The following is a 16,228-nucleotide window of genomic DNA, read 5'->3' on the forward strand; positions in this document are numbered from 1 at the left end:
GATCAACCTTCATCGGTGATGACCGGCGCTCGGTAGCTGTCTACCGAAAACCCGTAGACCGTGGCGGGCTGGATCTCTACTTGAGCCACATTGCCCAGAGTACCTTCGCCCTTCGCCACCAATGCCTCACCCGGCAAGATGTAAGTGCGCGGCAATGTCGCCAGTGTGCCTTGTGGCAGCAGCTGCACATCTGGCGCCAGGCGCACCACATAGGCGCTGTCGTTATGGACGCTGAGCCGGTCCCCGACGCGCTTCCACGTCAACAATTCCCACGGCGTATGGTGTCGCGGCAGGCCTTGGGGGTGCAGGATCAGCGGCAAATTCTGCCGCAGGGTGATGCCAATGGTTGCACCACCCGCAGCCCGCGCCTGGGGGATGCCCTCAAACGACACGCGCTTGAGCCGCTGGGTCTTGAGCGGCTGTTTCAGGGTGCTGATAAAACGCACCAGCTGGGTGTCGCCTGCCTCCACACGGGTAACTGGCGGTGTGACAATCAGTAGCGGCTCCAGGTCTTCAGGCACATTCTCAACTACGGAATGCAGCAGCGCGGGCCCCGCATCGGTGTTCTTGATACTCAGGGTGGCTTCGCCGTCCTCTTCATAAAGCACCACCACTGTTGTTTCCGGCAACATACCGTCGGCGGTGGCAACAGCACTAAAAAAAAGATGCCACAGCCATACACAACTTATTAAAAAACCACGCACTCAGTATTCCCCTCAACTCATGCCATTGACGATTGGCAATCGCGCAGCCATAGAAAAACAGCCAATAAGAAAGGGTTAGTTTCTTGATCGGCTGCTTTCAGTTATTTAGATGTAACTCAATACAAGCGTGGCGCGCCCATCAATGGAAATGTCGCGGCTTAAATCCAGATCCCGAGCCTTGTTGATTACCGCTTTCACCGCGAGCGTACCGGTCAATTGGCTGATAGCGGCAGGGGTAATCGTCGTGCCATTACGCCAGGAGTACTGGCTCGGCGACTGGGCCACTTTGCCATCGCTGTTGTACCAGGCCCCCAGGCCGCTGCGCATGATCGGAAACAGCGTTGTGCCGGAGGACCTGAGGTCCTTGAGAGTCACCGAATAGCCACCGGTACGCCGGGCGCCCACCATACCCAAACCATAGTTCTGTGCTTCGGTGAAGCCCGCGCCGAGGATGCCCGTCACCTTGCTGCCCGCTTGCAGGTCGGTAAACGTGAGCCCGAACCTGGCAGGCGTGGTGCCGCAATTGATCACCAGCGAAGTGGTCCTCTCTTCGCGCGGGTTAAACGCTGTTTGGGACAATTCGCCCGAGCGAATCGTGCCGTAGTCGATGATGCCACTGCCCGCCAGGCTGAGGTTGCAGGCAGCAGGTGTAATGGTGCCCCTGACGACCAACTGCGCACTGGTGGTTGCCTGGGCATTGAGGGTTGCAGCCAGGCACACCATACCGACGGTTAATCCAATAATTTTTTTCATGCTCGTCCTGTCATTAGGAATTAACAGGCGTTCTTTATTTTGGTTTTAGCGACTCCGTCGCTCAACGCTTTATCTTCCGTAACACAAAACTATAAATAAATAACACCCAGGCAGAATTGCCGAATGACAGTCTGGCGCCTTGGTGCCTGGCAAAAAAATCAGACAACACGGTATTTGCTGTGGGCCGTATTAAATTAGGCAACGGCTTTAATCGATCAGCAAAGTAGTCCTCTGACTGAAATCGCATGATCTACAGCCCCGATCACTGTAAGCAATGTCATACACAACTTACGACGACATACAGTTAAAACGTCTTACGGTATCGGATTGCCTATTCGTTTAAAGCTTGCGAAGCTGCCCTGCACTTCCCAGAGATTTCCCTACAGACAGCATCGGTCCAATTACCGAAGCACAACGCGTTGGCGTCAGCGGTCGATCGTGGCACGATGGCAAGGTTATCGACCGAGATCCTCAAACCATGCCGCAATCCCAAGCCAAGAATCTGTCCTTGATCGCCGCCATCGACCTGGGCTCCAACAGCTTTCATATGGTCGTGGCCAAGGCCCAGAACGGTGAGATCCGCATCCTTGAGCGGCTCGGCGAAAAAGTGCAACTGGCCGCCGGGATCGACGACGAGCGCAAGCTCAATGAAGAATCCATGCAGCGCGGCCTCGATTGCCTCAAGCGTTTTGCGCAACTGATCAACGGCATGCCCCCTGGCGCAGTGCGTATCGTTGGCACCAATGCCTTGCGCGAGGCCCGCAACCGCAACGAGTTCATCCATCGCGCCGAGGAAATCCTCGGGCATCCGGTGGAGGTCATCTCGGGCCGTGAAGAGGCTCGCCTGATCTACCTCGGCGTGTCACACACACTGGCCGATACGCCCGGCAAACGCCTGGTGGCAGACATTGGCGGCGGTAGCACCGAGTTCATCATCGGCCAGCGTTTCGAACCGCTGCTGCGTGAAAGCCTGCAGATGGGATGCGTGAGTTTCACCCAGCGTTATTTCAAGGATGGCAAGATCACTCCGGCGCGCTATGCCCAGGCCTACACCGCAGCGCGTCTGGAAATCATGAGCATCGAACACGCCTTGCACCGACTGACCTGGGATGAAGCCATCGGCTCGTCCGGCACCATCCGTGCCATCGGCCTGGCCTTGAAAGCCGGTGGCCATGGCACCGGCGAGGTGAACGCCGAGGGCTTGGCGTGGCTCAAGCGCAAGTTGTTCAAGCTGGGGGATGCAGAGAAAATCGACTTCGATGGCATCAAGCCCGACCGCCGTGCGATTTTCCCTGCGGGCCTGGCAATTCTCGAAGCCATCTTCGACGCCCTCGAACTGCAACGCATGGACCACTGTGACGGCGCCCTGCGCGAAGGCGTGCTCTACGACCTGCTGGGCCGGCACCACCACGAAGACGTGCGCGAGCGCACCCTCAGCTCGCTGATGGAGCGTTATCACGTTGACCTGGAACAAGCCGCACGCGTGGAGCGCAAAGCCCTGCACGCGTTCGACCAGGTGGCCGAGGACTGGGACCTGGAAGACGGCGTCTGGCGCGAGTTACTCGGCTGGGCAGCCAAGGTGCATGAAGTCGGCCTGGACATCGCCCACTACCATTATCACAAGCACGGCGCCTACCTGATCGAACACTCGGACCTGGCCGGTTTCTCCCGGGAAGACCAACAGATGCTCGCGCTGCTGGTACGCGGCCATCGCCGTAATATTCCCAAGGACAAGTTTGCCGAATTCGGTAAAGACGGCATCAAGCTGATTCGCCTGTGCGCGCTGCTGCGCTTTGCGATCCTGTTCCACCACATCCGTGGCACCCAGGAAATGCCCCAGGTCAAACTGCATGCCGATGGCGACAGCCTGGAAGTGATGTTCCCCAAAGGCTGGCTGGATGAAAACCAGCTGACCCAGGCGGACTTCGCCCAGGAAGCGGAATGGCTGACACGGGTGGGGTTCAGCCTGAACCTGCGCTAAAGCCCACTGCAAAACAAATGTGGGAGCGGGCTTGCCCGCAAATGCAGTGGAACAGTCACCAGATGCATTGACTGACACACCGCATTCGCGAGCAAGCCCGCTCCCACATGGAGTTGCGTATGCCTGGGCTAGTTCACCGTCAGAATCGGGCTACCCAACTTCTCCAATAATGTCGCCTGCGCGCTGCGCGGGTTCTGGTTGCCGGTCGGGGTGTTACGCACGTAGCGACCATCCGACTGCAGGCTCCAGCTGTGGGTGTTGTCGGTGAGGTAGCTTTCCAGCTCCTTCTTGACCCGCATGATCAGCTTCTTGCCTTCCACCGGGAAGCAGGTCTCCACGCGCTTGTCGAGGTTGCGCTCCATCCAGTCGGCACTGGAGAGGAACATCTGTTCTTCGCCGCCGTTAAGGAAGTAGAACACGCGGGTGTGCTCCAGGAAGCGGCCGATGATCGAGCGCACATGGATGTTATGCGACACGCCCACAATGCCGGGGCGCAGGCAGCACATGCCACGTACCACCAGGTCGATGCGCACACCGGACTGGCTGGCCTTGTACAGAGCACGGATGATCTTCGGATCGGTCAGCGAGTTGAACTTGGCGATGATGTGCGCCGGCTTGCCATCGAGGGCAAACTGGGTCTCGCGGGCAATCATGTCGAGCATGCCCTTCTTGAGCGTGAACGGCGCGTGCAACAGCTTCTTCATGCGTAGGGTCTTGCCCATGCCGATCAACTGGCTGAACAACTTGCCGACGTCTTCGCACAGCGCGTCGTCGGACGTCAGCAAGCTGTAGTCGGTGTAGAGCTTGGCGTTGCCGGCGTGATAGTTACCGGTACCCAAGTGGGCGTAGCGCACGATCTCACCGGCTTCACGGCGCAGGATCAGCATCATCTTGGCGTGGGTCTTGAAGCCGACCACGCCGTAGATCACCACCGCACCGGCCGCTTGCAGACGGCTGGCCAGTTGCAGGTTGGACTCTTCGTCGAAACGCGCACGCAACTCGATCACCGCAGTGACTTCTTTGCCATTACGCGCCGCATCCACCAGCGCATCGACGATTTCCGAGTTCGCGCCGCTGCGGTACAGGGTCTGGCGCACGGCCAGGACGTGCGGGTCCTTGGCAGCCTGGCGCAGCAGGTCGACCACCGGGGTGAACGACTCGAAAGGGTGCAGCAGCAGGATGTCCTGCTTGCTCACCACGCTGAAGATGTTCTCGCTGTTTTGCAAAAGTTTCGGGATCTGCGGCGTGAACGGCTTGTATTGCAGCTCCGGGTGGCTGTCCAGGCCGGTAATGCTGAACAGGCGCGTGAGGTTCACAGGGCCGTTGACCTGGTACAGCTCCGATTCTGCCAAGTTGAACTGCTTGAGCAGGTAGTCCGACAGATGTTTCGGGCAGGTGTCCGCCACTTCCAGGCGCACCGCATCGCCATAGCGCCGTGAGAACAGTTCGCCGCGCAGGGCACGTGCCAGGTCTTCAACGTCTTCGGAGTCCAGCGCCAGGTCGGCGTTACGGGTCAGGCGGAACTGGTAGCAGCCCTTGACCTTCATGCCCTGGAACAGGTCGTCGGCGTGCGCGTGAATCATCGATGACAGGAATACATAGTTGTCGCCAGCGCCCCCTACCTCTTCCGGTACCTTGATGATCCGAGGCAACAGACGCGGCGCCGGGATGATCGCCAGGCCCGAATCGCGGCCGAAAGCGTCGATACCTTCGAGTTCGACGATGAAGTTGAGGCTCTTGTTCACCAGCAAGGGGAACGGGTGCGTCGGGTCGAGGCCGATAGGCGTGATGATCGGCGAAATCTCGTCCCGGAAGTAACGGCGCACCCAGGTCTTGATCTTGGCGGTCCAGTGACGACGACGAATGAAGCGGACTTGGTGCTTTTCCAGCTCCGGCAGCAGGATGTCGTTGAGGATCGCATACTGGCGGTCTACATGGCCGTGCACCAGCTCACTGATACGCGCCAGGGCCTGGTGCGGTTGCAGGCCATCGGCACCGGCTTGTTCACGGGCAAAGGTGATCTGCTTCTTGAGGCCGGCAACACGGATCTCGAAGAACTCGTCCAGGTTACTGGAGAAGATCAGCAGGAATTTCAGCCGCTCCAGCAAGGGGTAGGACTCATCCAGCGCCTGCTCAAGCACGCGGATGTTGAATTGCAGTTGTGACAACTCGCGGTGGATGTACAGGCTGCTGTCATCCAGGTTGGTGACCACGGCCACCGGCGCCGGCGCAGGCGCTTCGGCCACCACCGCAGGCGGTGCGGGCTCCAGCTCCGGCGGGGTCTGGGCGACTTGTTCAACCACCGGGTGAGCGTCTTTTACGGCAACTTCTGAGAGTCCTTCGGTATTCATCGAGTGTTCCTGTGAGGGCTATTGTTGCTCTCTAAGCAATTGGGCGGCGCGGGCGGCGAAGTAGGTCAGAATGCCATCAGCGCCGGCACGTTTAAAGGCAGTCAGGGATTCGAGGATCACCCCTTCACTCAACCAACCATTCTGGATGGCCGCCATGTGCATGGCGTATTCACCGCTGACCTGATAGACAAAGGTCGGCACTTTGAATTCCTCTTTGACCCGGTAAAGAATGTCAAGGTAGGGCATCCCCGGCTTGACCATCACCATATCGGCGCCTTCGGCCAGGTCGGCAGCCACCTCGTGCAGGGCTTCCTGGCTGTTGGCCGGGTCCATCTGATACGAGGCCTTGTTGGCCTTGCCCAGGTTCAGCGCCGAGCCTACCGCATCGCGGAATGGGCCGTAGTAGGCGCTGGCGTATTTGGCCGAGTAGGCCATGATCCGCACATTGACGTGACCGGCCAGCTCAAGGGCTTCGCGAATCGCCTGGATGCGCCCGTCCATCATGTCCGACGGTGCAACCACCTGGGCGCCCGCAGCCGCGTGTGATAACGCCTGCTTGACCAGTGCATCGACGGTGATGTCGTTCTGCACATAACCGTCTTCGTCAAGAATGCCATCCTGGCCGTGGGTGGTGAACGGGTCCAGGGCCACGTCAGTGATCACCCCAAGCTCCGGGAAGCGCTCGCGCAAGGCACGGGTGGCGCGCTGGGCAATCCCGTCGGGGTTCCAGGCTTCAGCGGCGTCCAGGGACTTGAGTTCCGCCGGGGTCACCGGAAACAGCGCCAGCGCCGGAATGCCCAACTCGACCCAATTCGCCGCTTCTTCAAGCAACAAATCAATGGTCAGACGCTCCACACCCGGCATCGACGCCACCGCTTCCCGGCGATTTTCGCCGTCGAGCACGAAAACCGGCAGGATCAGATCATTCGTGGTCAGTACATTTTCACGTACCAGGCGACGAGAAAAATCATCACGACGATTGCGACGCAGACGGGTGGCAGGGAACAGGCGATTGGCAGGGGTAAAGCTCACGACAGACTCCTGAGCCCGTGTTTACGGGCGAGCGTTGCAGTTATAAGCGGCCATTATGACGAATGAATGACAGTTGTGCTTATCGACGCGACCTGTAGTCCCATTCGTCATTTGCATAGGAATTGTTCACTTCGTGACACATCTCGATACTTTCATGAATCTTCGTGAAGGCGTAGGCTGCGCGTTCATTTCGCCAGCACCCTAGACCATGCTTCAACAATTTCTGCATGACTTCGGCTACTTTGCCCTCTTTCTCGGCACGTTCTTCGAAGGCGAGACCATCCTTGTACTCGCAGGCTTCCTGGCGTTCCGTGGCTACATGGATATCAACCTGGTGGTGGTCGTTGCCTTTTTTGGCAGCTACGCCGGCGACCAGCTCTGGTACTACATGGGGCGCAAGCACGGCCGCAAGTTGCTGGCGCGCAAGCCGCGCTGGCAATTGATGGGCGACAAGGCGCTGGAACATATCCGCAAGCATCCGGATATCTGGGTATTGAGTTTCCGCTTCGTCTACGGCTTGCGCACGGTGATGCCCGTGGCGATTGGCCTGTCCGGCTATCCACCGTTGCGCTACCTGGTCCTCAACGGTATTGGCGCGGCGATCTGGGCCGCGGCACTGGGGGCGGCGGCCTACCACTTTGGCGCGGTGCTGGAAGGGATGCTCGGCAGCGTCAAGAAATACGAGCTGTGGGTACTGGGCGCCTTGCTGGTGCTGGGCTTTGGCCTGTGGCTGCGCCGTCGCTTCAAGAATGCCCGCATCGCCCGCCAAGCCTGTGCCGAGGCCAAGGCTCGGCTGGCTAACGAGCCAGCCCCGATCGAAACGCCTAAGACACCCACCGAGTAAGCCGGCTTCTGCAACAGTAGAGGCCGATGAGGCTGAGCAGGCTGTAGCTCGCCAGGCCCAGCCAGCCCAGGTTGCTGGCGGGCCACAACCCTGCCAGCGGCGCCAGCCATACCAAGGGAACATTCAGCACCAGGCGCGCCAGCTCGGCCTTCAGTGCCCATGGACGATTCTCCAGCGCAACCCCCAGGGTAAACAATCCCAGTGCCATTGCGCCCCAACCGAGGACCAGCGCCGACGTGGGCGAGCCCTCACCCACATTCATCAGATAGCTGCCAAACCCCACATAAGCCGCAAACTGCAAGGCGATGTAGACCTGTTGGCGCACGTCCAGCGGCACCTCGAATTTGCGGAACTGGCTCAGGTCCGGCTTGGCCATCGGGTACTTGGCCTTGACGTCCGCCGGCCGCCAACCGGTGCGCATGAACCAGATGCGCAGCTTGTCCCACCAACGCTCAGTACGCCTGGCGTCGCTCCAGAGCTGCGCATAAAACTGCAGGTTGGCCCACAGCGGATTCCAACTGGCCAGGGGTGTGGTTACGCCGAAAATCACCGGTTCGTTATCGTCTTCCTCTTGGAAAGTGCCGAACAGCCGGTCCCAAATAATGAACACCCCGCCGTAGTTGCGATCCATGTAGAGAGCGTTCTGTGCATGGTGGGCCCGATGATTGGACGGTGTGACGAAAAACCATTCGACCCAGCCGAGCTTGGGAACATGGCGTGTATGGACCCAGAATTGATACAGCAGGTTGAGCGACGCTACGCTGATAAACACCACCAGCGGCACACCAACCACCGCCAGGGGCAAGTAGAAGATCCAACTCAGCAGGAAACCGGTGCTGGTCTGGCGCAAGGCAGTGCTGAGGTTGTAGTCCTCGCTCTGGTGATGCACCGAATGCGCGGCCCACAGGATGTTGCGTTCATGCCCCATGCGGTGCAGCCAGTAGTAGCAGAAATCATAAAACACAAAAGCGAATACCCAGGTCCAGACGCTCTGGGTCGGCAACTCGAACAACGCCAGGTGCTTGAGGGCGAAGGCGTAGGTCAGCAGGCCCACACCCTTGGTGAGCAAGCCGGTGGTGGTGGACAGCACACCGGTGCTGAGGCTGTTGATGGCATCCGCCACTCGGTAGTTGCGCGCGCCGCGCCAACGGTCGGCCAGCAACTCCACCACAATCAGGGCGATAAAAAACGGTACTGCGTAAGGCACGAAGTCCATGGGCTAGTCCGGTCTATTTTTGTTACATCAAGATTAGGTGCAGCGACGTGAGATCCCATTGGCAACAGGTTACAAATTAGTAGACATTTAACGCCATGAATCAGGAGAAATGCCCATGAGCAAAAAGATTGCAGTGATCCTTTCCGGCTGTGGCGTCTACGACGGCGCAGAGATCCATGAAAGCGTGATCACCCTGCTGCGCCTGGACCAGCGCGGCGCTCAAGTGGAATGCTTTGCACCCGACGTTGCGCAGTTGCACGTGATCAACCACCTCACGGGCGAAGAAATGCCCGAGTCGCGCAATGTGCTGGTGGAATCGGCGCGCATTGCCCGCGGCGCCGTGAAGGATATAGGCCAAGCCAACGCCGCAGACTTTGACGCGCTGATCGTGCCGGGCGGGTTTGGTGCGGCCAAGAACCTGTCGAACTTTGCCGTGGAAGGCGCCGGTTGCAGCATCAACCCCCAGGTGCTGGCACTGGCTGAAGCCTTTGCCGAAGCGGGCAAGCCGGTGGGGTTGATCTGCATTTCGCCGGCCCTGGCCGCCAAGATCTACGGCCCTGGCGTGACCTGTACCATCGGCAACGATGCCGACACCGCGGCAGCCCTGGACAAGATGGGCGCCACCCACCTCGAATGCAGCGTGGAGGACATCGTCGAAGACCAGGCGCGCAAGCTGGTGAGTACGCCGGCCTACATGCTGGGCAAGAACATCAGCGAGGTGGCGTCAGGCATCAACAAGCTGGTGGATCGGGTGTTGGAGTTGACTCACGAGAACGACTGACGCCCTCTTTCTGTAGGAGCGAGCTTGCTCGCTCCTACAGTGGTTTCATCAAGCGGGTAAGGATTCGGTCCAGCGCATTGGCAAACGCCTGCTTGTCCTTTTCGCTGTGGGGCGGTGGGCCGCCGCCCATCTGGCCTTGCTCGCGCAGGTCGGTAAACAGGTTACGCACCGCCAACCTCTCGCTCATGTTCGCTGGGCTGAATTCCTTGCCACGCGGGTCAAGGGCCGTCACGCCCTTCTTCACCAGGCGGTCGGCCAAGGGCACGTCGCTGCAAATCACCAGTTCGCCGGGCACGGCGTGCTCCACCAGGTAATCATCGGCGGCATCCGGCCCGCTGGGCACCACGATCAGCTTCACACAGGCAAAGCTCGGTTTGATCTGGCTTTGCCCTGCCACCAGCACTACCTCAAACTGGCGCTTGAGGGCGAACTTCACCACTTGGTCCTTGGCCGCCCGAGGGCAGGCGTCGGCGTCGATCCACACGCGCATGCTACGCCGCCACCCGGCGCTTTTCGGTCAGGCGGCTACGGCCATACAACACCACAATCGCCAGGATCGCCACGGCCTGTGCCCCCAACGAGTACGCATCGGCGTGGATGCCCAGCCAGTCGAAGTCAAAGAACGCCACCGGCCGCGTGCCGAAGATGCCTGCTTCCTGCAAGGCTTTCACACCGTGCCCGGCAAACACCACCGACAGCGCACACAGCAGCGCGGCGTTGATGCCGAAGAACAGCGCCAGGGGCAACTTCGCCGAACCGCGCAGGATCACCCAGGCCAGGCCCACCAGCAGCACCAACGCCGTGGCACCACCGGCCAGCACCGCGTTGTGCCCGGCAGGGCCGGCTTGCAGCCACAGGGTTTCGTAGAACAGGATGACTTCGAACAGTTCGCGGTACACCGAGAAGAACGCCAGCACGGCAAAACCGAAACGCCCACCGCCGCCCACCAGGCTGCTCTTGATGTAGTCCTGCCAGGCTGCCGCGTGACGCCGGTCGTGCATCCACACGCCGAGCCACAGCACCATCACACTGGCGAACAACGCCGTGCAGCCTTCAAGCAACTCACGCTGGGCACCGCTGACGTCAATGACATAGGCCGCCAAAGCCCAGGTACCCAAGCCTGCCAACAGCGCCAGGCCCCAGCCGACGTTGACGCTGCGCACCGCCGATTGCTGGCCGGTGTTACGCAGAAAGGCGAGGATCGCTGCCAGCACCAGAATCGCTTCCAGGCCTTCGCGCAGCAGGATCAGCAAGCCGGAGATATAGCTCAACGACCAGCTCAGGCCATCGCCGCCCAGCAAACCGGCCGATTCAGTGAGTTTCCCTTTGGCCAAGTCCAAGCGCTGCTGCACCTGCTCGATAGGCAAGCCGTCCTGCAACGATTGCCGATAGGCCATCAGGGCCTTCTCGGTGTCTTTGCGCACATTGGCATCGACGTTATCCAGGGAGCTTTCCACCAGTTCGAAGCCTTCCAGATAGGCCGCGACGGATAGATCGTAAGCCTGCTCATGGTCGCCGTTGCGGAAGGCCGCGAGGCTCTTGTCCAGGGTGGCGGCGGTGTAGTCGAGCAACTGCGCGGGGCCACGCTGAACCTGCGGCGGTTGGGCACGTTGAGCGCGGAATGTCGCGGCAGCGCCAGGGCCGTCAGCGGCGAGCACTTCATTGGGGGTCTGGCGGGCCAGGTCGGCAAGGTTGAATGTCTGCTCGCCTTTGGCGGCGGCCGGGTCGGCCGTGAAGCCGGCGATATAGGTTGCCAGGTCCCAGCGCTGGCGGTCGTCCAATTGGTCAGCGAACGACGGCATGTCGGTGCCCTCCACGCCCAGGCCGAGGGTGTTGTAGATCGCGTAGAGGCTCAGGCGATCCAGGCGCGTGGCATCGCGCAGGTTAGCGGGTGGTGGCGTCATGCCCATGCCTGCGGGGCCATCGCCGGCACCTGCTGTGCCGTGGCACACCGAACAATGCTGGGCGTAGAGCGGCGCGCCGCGCGTCGGGTCCGGCGTGATGGCCGGGGCCTGGCTGACTTCATACGCCACGGCCAGCTTGGCACCCAATTGACGGGCCTGGCGGGCAACGCTTGCGCCATCCTGGTGGGCAGTGACCGCGGCCAGCAGTTCATCAACGCCCTTTATCAGCTCGGCGCGCTCGGGTTTGTCTGGCAAATCCGCCACCAGCCCCTGCAACACCCCGAGAAATTCCACTTGTTCACGGTATTCCGAGTCATCCACCACCTTGCCCGCCTCCACCGTGGGTGGGTAGTCGGCGCCAATGTAGTCCAGCAAATGCAGGGCTTGCGGCGCGCCCTCGGCGGTCGCGGCCAACAGATTGAAGCTGCACGACAGCAACGCCGGCAACAGCAGCCAGGCGAGAAAGCGGAAAGGGGCGGTCATGAATGAATCTCAAGTGGAAATACGAAGTAACACTATTGTTGAGCTTTAATGGATTCGACTCAAGGTGTTATTTCATATCACCCGCTCCCACATTTTTGAGCCAGTCGCTTGGTCAGGCCGTGGCGCGATGCAGGCTCGCCAGGAAACCGGCAGCGCCGACAAACAAGCCAGCAAAGGTGCGGTTTACGCGTTTCTGTTGTTTGGGCGTACGCAACAGGCGCAAGACTTTCGACGCCAACCCTGTATAGCCCGCCATCACGATCATATCGACGCTGATCATAGTGGCACCGAGGATCAGGTACTGGATCAACAACGGCGCCTGCGGGTTCACGAACTGCGGCAGCACCGCCAGCATAAACACCAGCGCCTTGGGATTGCTGGCGTTAACCAGGAAGCCGCGGAACATCATCGCCATCGGTTTGCCGATCGGGCGCACGGCGGCGTCATCGGTCATGTCCATGGGCAGGGCACGCCATTGTTTGATGGCCAGATACACGAGGTAGGCCACGCCAAACCATTTGATCGCATAGAACGCAGTAGACGAGGCCGCCAGAATGGCACCCAAACCACCGGCGACCACCGCAATCTGCATCGCCAGGCCCAGTTGCAGACCGATGGCGTTCCAGTAGCCACGCACAAAACCGTATTGCAGGCCGCTGGACATCGAGGCGATGGCACCGGCGCCAGGAGAAAGGGAGATGATCCAACTGGCCAGGAAAAAGGCCAGCCATGTATCGAGAGCCATTGCACACCTCGTAAGGGAGTTAGCGGTTGTGCCTTAAGCTAACTCCAGCGACCAAAGGCTGGCTATAGATTTCTGTAGGAGCGAGCTTGCTCGCGCCTACAGGATATTAGTGCCAGAGCCGGGCCAACGGCGTACCGAACGCTGGAAGAACAGACTATTGGGCACCTGCACCATCGCGCTGTTGGTCCCGGCTTCCTCGACTTCGATCAGCGTGGTGTAGAGCAAGTTGATCGCCACGACCCGGCCCTTCACGCCCGGTTTGTCGACGGTGTCCACCAACTCGACGATATCACCGAGGCGAAACGGCCCGACCGTGAAGATCAGGATCGCGCACAGCAGGTTGGACAGCACCGACCACATGGCGAAGAACGCCACGGCCGCCACCGCGACAAAGCCTGACAGGGCCGTCCACAACACCGTGGCAGACACACCCAGGCGGCCCAGCACAAAGATCAGCGCACTGCCCATGATCAGCCAGCGCAAGCCGCCCCGCAGGGGCATCAGCAATTGCGGCGGGAACGGGTAGCGCTCACCCAGGCGCGTAAGGCCTTTTGCGACGAAGCGCTGAGCCAGGTAGCCAGCCAGCAGGATCAGCAGGATTTGCACGCCGATCCAGATGGGTTCGATCCATTGCACCGGTACCGGTAATTGCAACGCCTCCATCAGGACAGCGCCTCCAGCTCCGCTTGCAGGGTTTCGAGCAATTCGAGGGCCTCCATCCAGGTTTCCTCCAACTGCCCCTCGCGCACCTTGAGCTTGGCCTGTTCGGCCAGCAGGTCACGCAGCTCGTCCTTGCGCGCCGCCTCGTACACGGCGCTGTCGCCCAGGCTGGCTTCGATCTTGGCCAGGCGCTCATGCACCTTGCCCAGATCGGCTTCCAGCTTGTCGGCCTCACGCTTGTGCGGCGCCAACTGCTGGCGCAGCGCGGCGGCGGCCTGGCGCTGGGCTTTCTTGTCGGTCTTGTCCGGGTTGACCGGCGTGTTGCTGGCCGGCGCATTGCGCAGACGGTACTCCGTCAGCCAGCGCGCGTAGTCGTCCAGGTCGCCATCGAACTCTTCGACCTTACCGTCGGCCACCAGCAGGAAGTTGTCGGTGGTGCTCTTGAGCAGGTGACGGTCGTGAGACACCACCAATACCGCACCGCTGAACTCCTGCAGGGCCATGGTCAGCGCCAGGCGCATTTCCAGGTCCAAGTGGTTGGTCGGCTCGTCGAGCAGCAACAGGTTCGGGCGATCCCACGCGATCAGGGCCAGGGCCAGTCGGGCTTTTTCGCCACCGGAAAAATTCAGCACAGGTTCGTCAATGCGCGCGCCACGGAAGTCGAAACCGCCAAGGAAGTCGCGCAGGGTCTGCTCGCGCTCGGTCGGCGCCAGGCGTTGCAGGTGCAACAACGGGCTTGCCTTGGCGTCCAGCGAGTCCAGTTGATGCTGGGCGAAGTAACCCACCACCGTGTTCTCGCCACGAGTGAGGCGACCGGCCAGCGGCTCAAGCTCACCCGAAAGGTTCTTGATCAGTGTCGACTTGCCTGCGCCGTTCGGGCCGAGCAAACCGATGCGTGCGCCCGGCGTGAGCTGCAGCTTGACCTTCTCCAGGATGGTTTTGTCGCCATAGCCAAGGCGAGCGTCCGAGAGGTCCAACAGCGGGCTGGAGATCTTCACCGACTCACGGAAGACAAAGTCGAACGGCGAATCGACGTGGGCCGCCGACAGCTCTTCCATGCGTTCCAGGGCCTTGATCCGGCTCTGGGCCTGGCGGGCCTTGGTAGCCTGGGCCTTGAACCTTGCGATGTAACTTTCCATGTGCGCACGTTGCGCCTGTTGCTTTTCAAAGGCCTGTTGCTGCTGGGCCAGGCGTTCGGCGCGGGCGCGTTCGAACGCGGTATAGCCGCCACGGTAAAGGGTGATTTTCTTCTGTTCGACATGGGCGATGTTATCGACCACGGCGTCGAGGAAATCCCGGTCGTGGGAGATCAGCAGCAAGGTGCCCTGGTAACTCTTGAGGAAATCTTCCAGCCACAGGATCGCATCGAGGTCCAAGTGGTTGGTCGGTTCGTCGAGCAGCAGCAGGTCAGAGGGGCACATCAGCGCTTGAGCCAGGTTCAGGCGCATGCGCCAGCCACCGGAGAAATCGGCGACCGGGCGGTCCATCTGTTCGTTGGTAAACCCAAGGCCAGCGAGCATCTTGCGAGCGCGAGCGTCGGCCGTGTAGCCGTCGGCGCTGTCCAGCTCCGAGTGCAGGCGCGCCTGGGCGGCACCGTCCTGGGCTTTTTCGGCCTCAGCCAGGTCGTGTTGCACCTGGCGCAGGCGCAGGTCGCCATCGAGCACGTAGTCGATGGCGATACGGTCCAGGGTGTCGATCTCCTGGCGCATATGGGCAATGCGCCAGTCGGCAGGCAGCAGGCAGTCCCCGGAATCCGGGGTCAGCTCCCCCAGCAACAGGGCGAACAACGTGGATTTGCCGGCGCCGTTGGCACCGATCAGGCCGGCTTTGTGACCGGCGTGCAGGGTCAGCTCGGCGTCTTCAAGAAGACGTTGCGGGCCACGCTGTAATGTTAGGCTTTGAAGTCGGATCATAATGGCGGCGGAGTTTACCAGCTTCGTTGGCCGCTGGCTTGGGTGTGAATATGTGCGCTGACCTGTGGAGCTTTGCCCTTTCGACCTATGCCCGCCCAGGCGTGGAGGCCGCGTGCCTGCGCTTGCAGGAGCAAGGGGCAGACGTGTGCCTGTTGTTGTGTGGTGCTTGGCTGGAGCAACGAGGTGTGGCGTACAAGCCCGAACGCGTTCAGGCACTGCAACAGATGGCTCATCCGTGGCGGGTGCAGGTAGTCGAACCGCTACGACAAGTGCGCGTGCAATGGCGAGCCTTGGCCCAGCAGGATGCGCAATTGGCATCGCTACGCGAGCAGATCAAGACACTGGAGCTGGAGGCCGAAAGAACGTTGCTGGCGCGCTTGGAAGCGCTGGCGCAGACATGGCCGATCAATGAGGTGGTGGATCAGCAAGACTGGCTTGAAGGCCTGGCGACCGAAGCCGCCAACCTTGACCACGACGCGCTGCTGCAATTGCGCGTCATGGCCACCAACACTTAGGAAGCGCTGGTTGGGGTGGTGCTTGGCGCTACCGGTGCAGGGGTGCTGCTGGCCGATGCAGTTGGAGCGGTGGCTGCTGCCGGGGTGGCAGTGGGTGCTGCTGGAGCGGCTGGCTTTGCGGGCGCTGGCTTGGCGGCTGGCTTCACGGCTGGTTTAGCAGCCGCAGGTTTAGCGGCTGGCTTGGCAGCCGGTTTGACAGCAGCGGTTTTAGCGGCTGGCTTCGCGGCTGGTTTGGCAGCAGCGGTTTTAGCGACTGGCTTGGCAGCTGGTTTGGCGGCAGCAGTTTTAGCAGCTGGCTTCGCGGCTGGTTTGGCAGCAGCGGTTTTAGCGACTGGCTTGGCAGCTG

At 60.8% G+C, this 16,228-nt stretch carries 15 protein-coding genes; 4 read left to right on the top strand and 11 right to left on the bottom strand.

The annotated features are described in order from the left end of the window. Positions 1-2 precede the first annotated feature (2 nt). On the bottom strand, positions 3-689 hold the full coding sequence (locus tag AC4PS6_RS09615) for a fimbria/pilus chaperone family protein (RefSeq protein ID WP_093114399.1): 687 nt from the start codon (positions 687-689) through the stop codon (positions 3-5). A 120-nt stretch (positions 690-809) separates the two neighbouring features. After that, on the bottom strand, positions 810-1,457 hold the full coding sequence (locus AC4PS6_RS09620; RefSeq protein WP_014720430.1) for a DUF1120 domain-containing protein: 648 nt from the start codon (positions 1,455-1,457) through the stop codon (positions 810-812). A 478-nt stretch (positions 1,458-1,935) separates the two neighbouring features. Here AC4PS6_RS09620 and ppx point away from each other — a divergent pair, with 478 nt between their 5' ends. Then, positions 1,936-3,438 (top strand): exopolyphosphatase, encoded by a 1,503-nt coding sequence (gene ppx, locus AC4PS6_RS09625; protein WP_003195352.1) that lies wholly within the window; start codon positions 1,936-1,938, stop codon positions 3,436-3,438. A gap of 128 nt (positions 3,439-3,566) precedes the next feature. Here the strand turns inward: ppx and ppk1 are convergent, their stop codons facing one another. Continuing rightward, positions 3,567-5,789 (bottom strand): polyphosphate kinase 1, encoded by a 2,223-nt coding sequence (gene ppk1, locus AC4PS6_RS09630; protein WP_014720431.1) that lies wholly within the window; start codon positions 5,787-5,789, stop codon positions 3,567-3,569. An 18-nt stretch (positions 5,790-5,807) separates the two neighbouring features. Further along, on the bottom strand, positions 5,808-6,821 hold the full coding sequence (gene hemB / locus AC4PS6_RS09635; RefSeq protein ID WP_019819828.1) for a porphobilinogen synthase: 1,014 nt from the start codon (positions 6,819-6,821) through the stop codon (positions 5,808-5,810). A 208-nt stretch (positions 6,822-7,029) separates the two neighbouring features. On the opposite strand from hemB, the gene AC4PS6_RS09640 reads away from it, so the two are divergent. Then, positions 7,030-7,665 carry a DedA family protein gene (locus AC4PS6_RS09640; protein ID WP_014720433.1) on the top strand — a complete coding sequence of 212 codons (636 nt, stop codon included), beginning with the start codon at positions 7,030-7,032 and terminating at the stop codon, positions 7,663-7,665. Here AC4PS6_RS09640 and AC4PS6_RS09645 read toward each other — a convergent pair. Then, positions 7,646-8,881 (bottom strand): sterol desaturase family protein, encoded by a 1,236-nt coding sequence (locus AC4PS6_RS09645; RefSeq protein ID WP_336826838.1) that lies wholly within the window; start codon positions 8,879-8,881, stop codon positions 7,646-7,648. The genes AC4PS6_RS09640 and AC4PS6_RS09645 overlap by 20 nt on opposite strands. A gap of 115 nt (positions 8,882-8,996) precedes the next feature. Here AC4PS6_RS09645 and elbB point away from each other — a divergent pair, with 115 nt between their 5' ends. Beyond that, positions 8,997-9,662 carry an isoprenoid biosynthesis glyoxalase ElbB gene (elbB, locus tag AC4PS6_RS09650; protein WP_019819824.1) on the top strand — a complete coding sequence of 222 codons (666 nt, stop codon included), beginning with the start codon at positions 8,997-8,999 and terminating at the stop codon, positions 9,660-9,662. A gap of 34 nt (positions 9,663-9,696) precedes the next feature. On the opposite strand, the gene AC4PS6_RS09655 is transcribed toward elbB, so the two are convergent. The 5 genes from AC4PS6_RS09655 to AC4PS6_RS09675 form a co-directional block, all read right to left on the bottom strand. Next, entirely contained in the window at positions 9,697-10,152 is a 456-nt protein-coding gene (locus tag AC4PS6_RS09655; RefSeq protein WP_014720436.1) for a YaiI/YqxD family protein, read from the bottom strand. Position 10,153: 1 nt separating this feature from the next. After that, on the bottom strand, positions 10,154-12,049 hold the full coding sequence (locus tag AC4PS6_RS09660) for an FTR1 family protein (protein WP_014720437.1): 1,896 nt from the start codon (positions 12,047-12,049) through the stop codon (positions 10,154-10,156). 112 nt (positions 12,050-12,161) lie between these two features. Continuing rightward, complete coding sequence (locus AC4PS6_RS09665; protein ID WP_005792425.1) at positions 12,162-12,794, bottom strand: LysE family transporter; 633 nt, start codon at positions 12,792-12,794, stop codon at positions 12,162-12,164. A 96-nt stretch (positions 12,795-12,890) separates the two neighbouring features. Next, complete coding sequence (locus tag AC4PS6_RS09670; RefSeq protein WP_003195372.1) at positions 12,891-13,457, bottom strand: mechanosensitive ion channel family protein; 567 nt, start codon at positions 13,455-13,457, stop codon at positions 12,891-12,893. Continuing rightward, positions 13,457-15,367, bottom strand: coding sequence for an ATP-binding cassette domain-containing protein (locus AC4PS6_RS09675; RefSeq protein WP_020301803.1), 1,911 nt, complete (start codon positions 15,365-15,367; stop codon positions 13,457-13,459). The genes AC4PS6_RS09670 and AC4PS6_RS09675 overlap by 1 nt, the downstream gene beginning before the upstream one ends. A gap of 50 nt (positions 15,368-15,417) precedes the next feature. Here AC4PS6_RS09675 and AC4PS6_RS09680 point away from each other — a divergent pair, with 50 nt between their 5' ends. Then, complete coding sequence (locus tag AC4PS6_RS09680; protein ID WP_019819821.1) at positions 15,418-15,882, top strand: TIGR02444 family protein; 465 nt, start codon at positions 15,418-15,420, stop codon at positions 15,880-15,882. Here the strand turns inward: AC4PS6_RS09680 and AC4PS6_RS09685 are convergent. Further along, positions 15,879-16,228 (bottom strand): hypothetical protein (locus AC4PS6_RS09685; RefSeq protein WP_492180778.1); only part of this gene is annotated, 350 nt, incomplete at its 5' end. The two genes, AC4PS6_RS09680 and AC4PS6_RS09685, sit on opposite strands and share 4 nt — an antisense overlap.

It is taken from the genome of Pseudomonas sp. DW-iso17 (assembly GCF_058725345.1).

Bases quoted from the DNA above. Each gene is read 5' to 3' on its own strand.
- AC4PS6_RS09620 (WP_014720430.1), bottom strand. From the start codon at position 1,457: ATGAAAAAAATTATTGGATTAACCGTCGGTATGGTGTGCCTGGCTGCA.
- ppx (WP_003195352.1), top strand. From the start codon at position 1,936: ATGCCGCAATCCCAAGCCAAGAATCTGTCCTTGATCGCCGCCATCGAC.
- ppk1 (WP_014720431.1), bottom strand. From the start codon at position 5,789: ATGAATACCGAAGGACTCTCAGAAGTTGCCGTAAAAGACGCTCACCCG.
- AC4PS6_RS09640 (WP_014720433.1), top strand. From the start codon at position 7,030: ATGCTTCAACAATTTCTGCATGACTTCGGCTACTTTGCCCTCTTTCTC.
- AC4PS6_RS09645 (WP_336826838.1), bottom strand. From the start codon at position 8,881: ATGGACTTCGTGCCTTACGCAGTACCGTTTTTTATCGCCCTGATTGTG.
- elbB (WP_019819824.1), top strand. From the start codon at position 8,997: ATGAGCAAAAAGATTGCAGTGATCCTTTCCGGCTGTGGCGTCTACGAC.
- AC4PS6_RS09655 (WP_014720436.1), bottom strand. From the start codon at position 10,152: ATGCGCGTGTGGATCGACGCCGACGCCTGCCCTCGGGCGGCCAAGGAC.
- AC4PS6_RS09660 (WP_014720437.1), bottom strand. From the start codon at position 12,049: ATGACCGCCCCTTTCCGCTTTCTCGCCTGGCTGCTGTTGCCGGCGTTG.
- AC4PS6_RS09665 (WP_005792425.1), bottom strand. From the start codon at position 12,794: ATGGCTCTCGATACATGGCTGGCCTTTTTCCTGGCCAGTTGGATCATC.
- AC4PS6_RS09670 (WP_003195372.1), bottom strand. From the start codon at position 13,457: ATGGAGGCGTTGCAATTACCGGTACCGGTGCAATGGATCGAACCCATC.
- AC4PS6_RS09675 (WP_020301803.1), bottom strand. From the start codon at position 15,367: ATGATCCGACTTCAAAGCCTAACATTACAGCGTGGCCCGCAACGTCTT.
- AC4PS6_RS09680 (WP_019819821.1), top strand. From the start codon at position 15,418: ATGTGCGCTGACCTGTGGAGCTTTGCCCTTTCGACCTATGCCCGCCCA.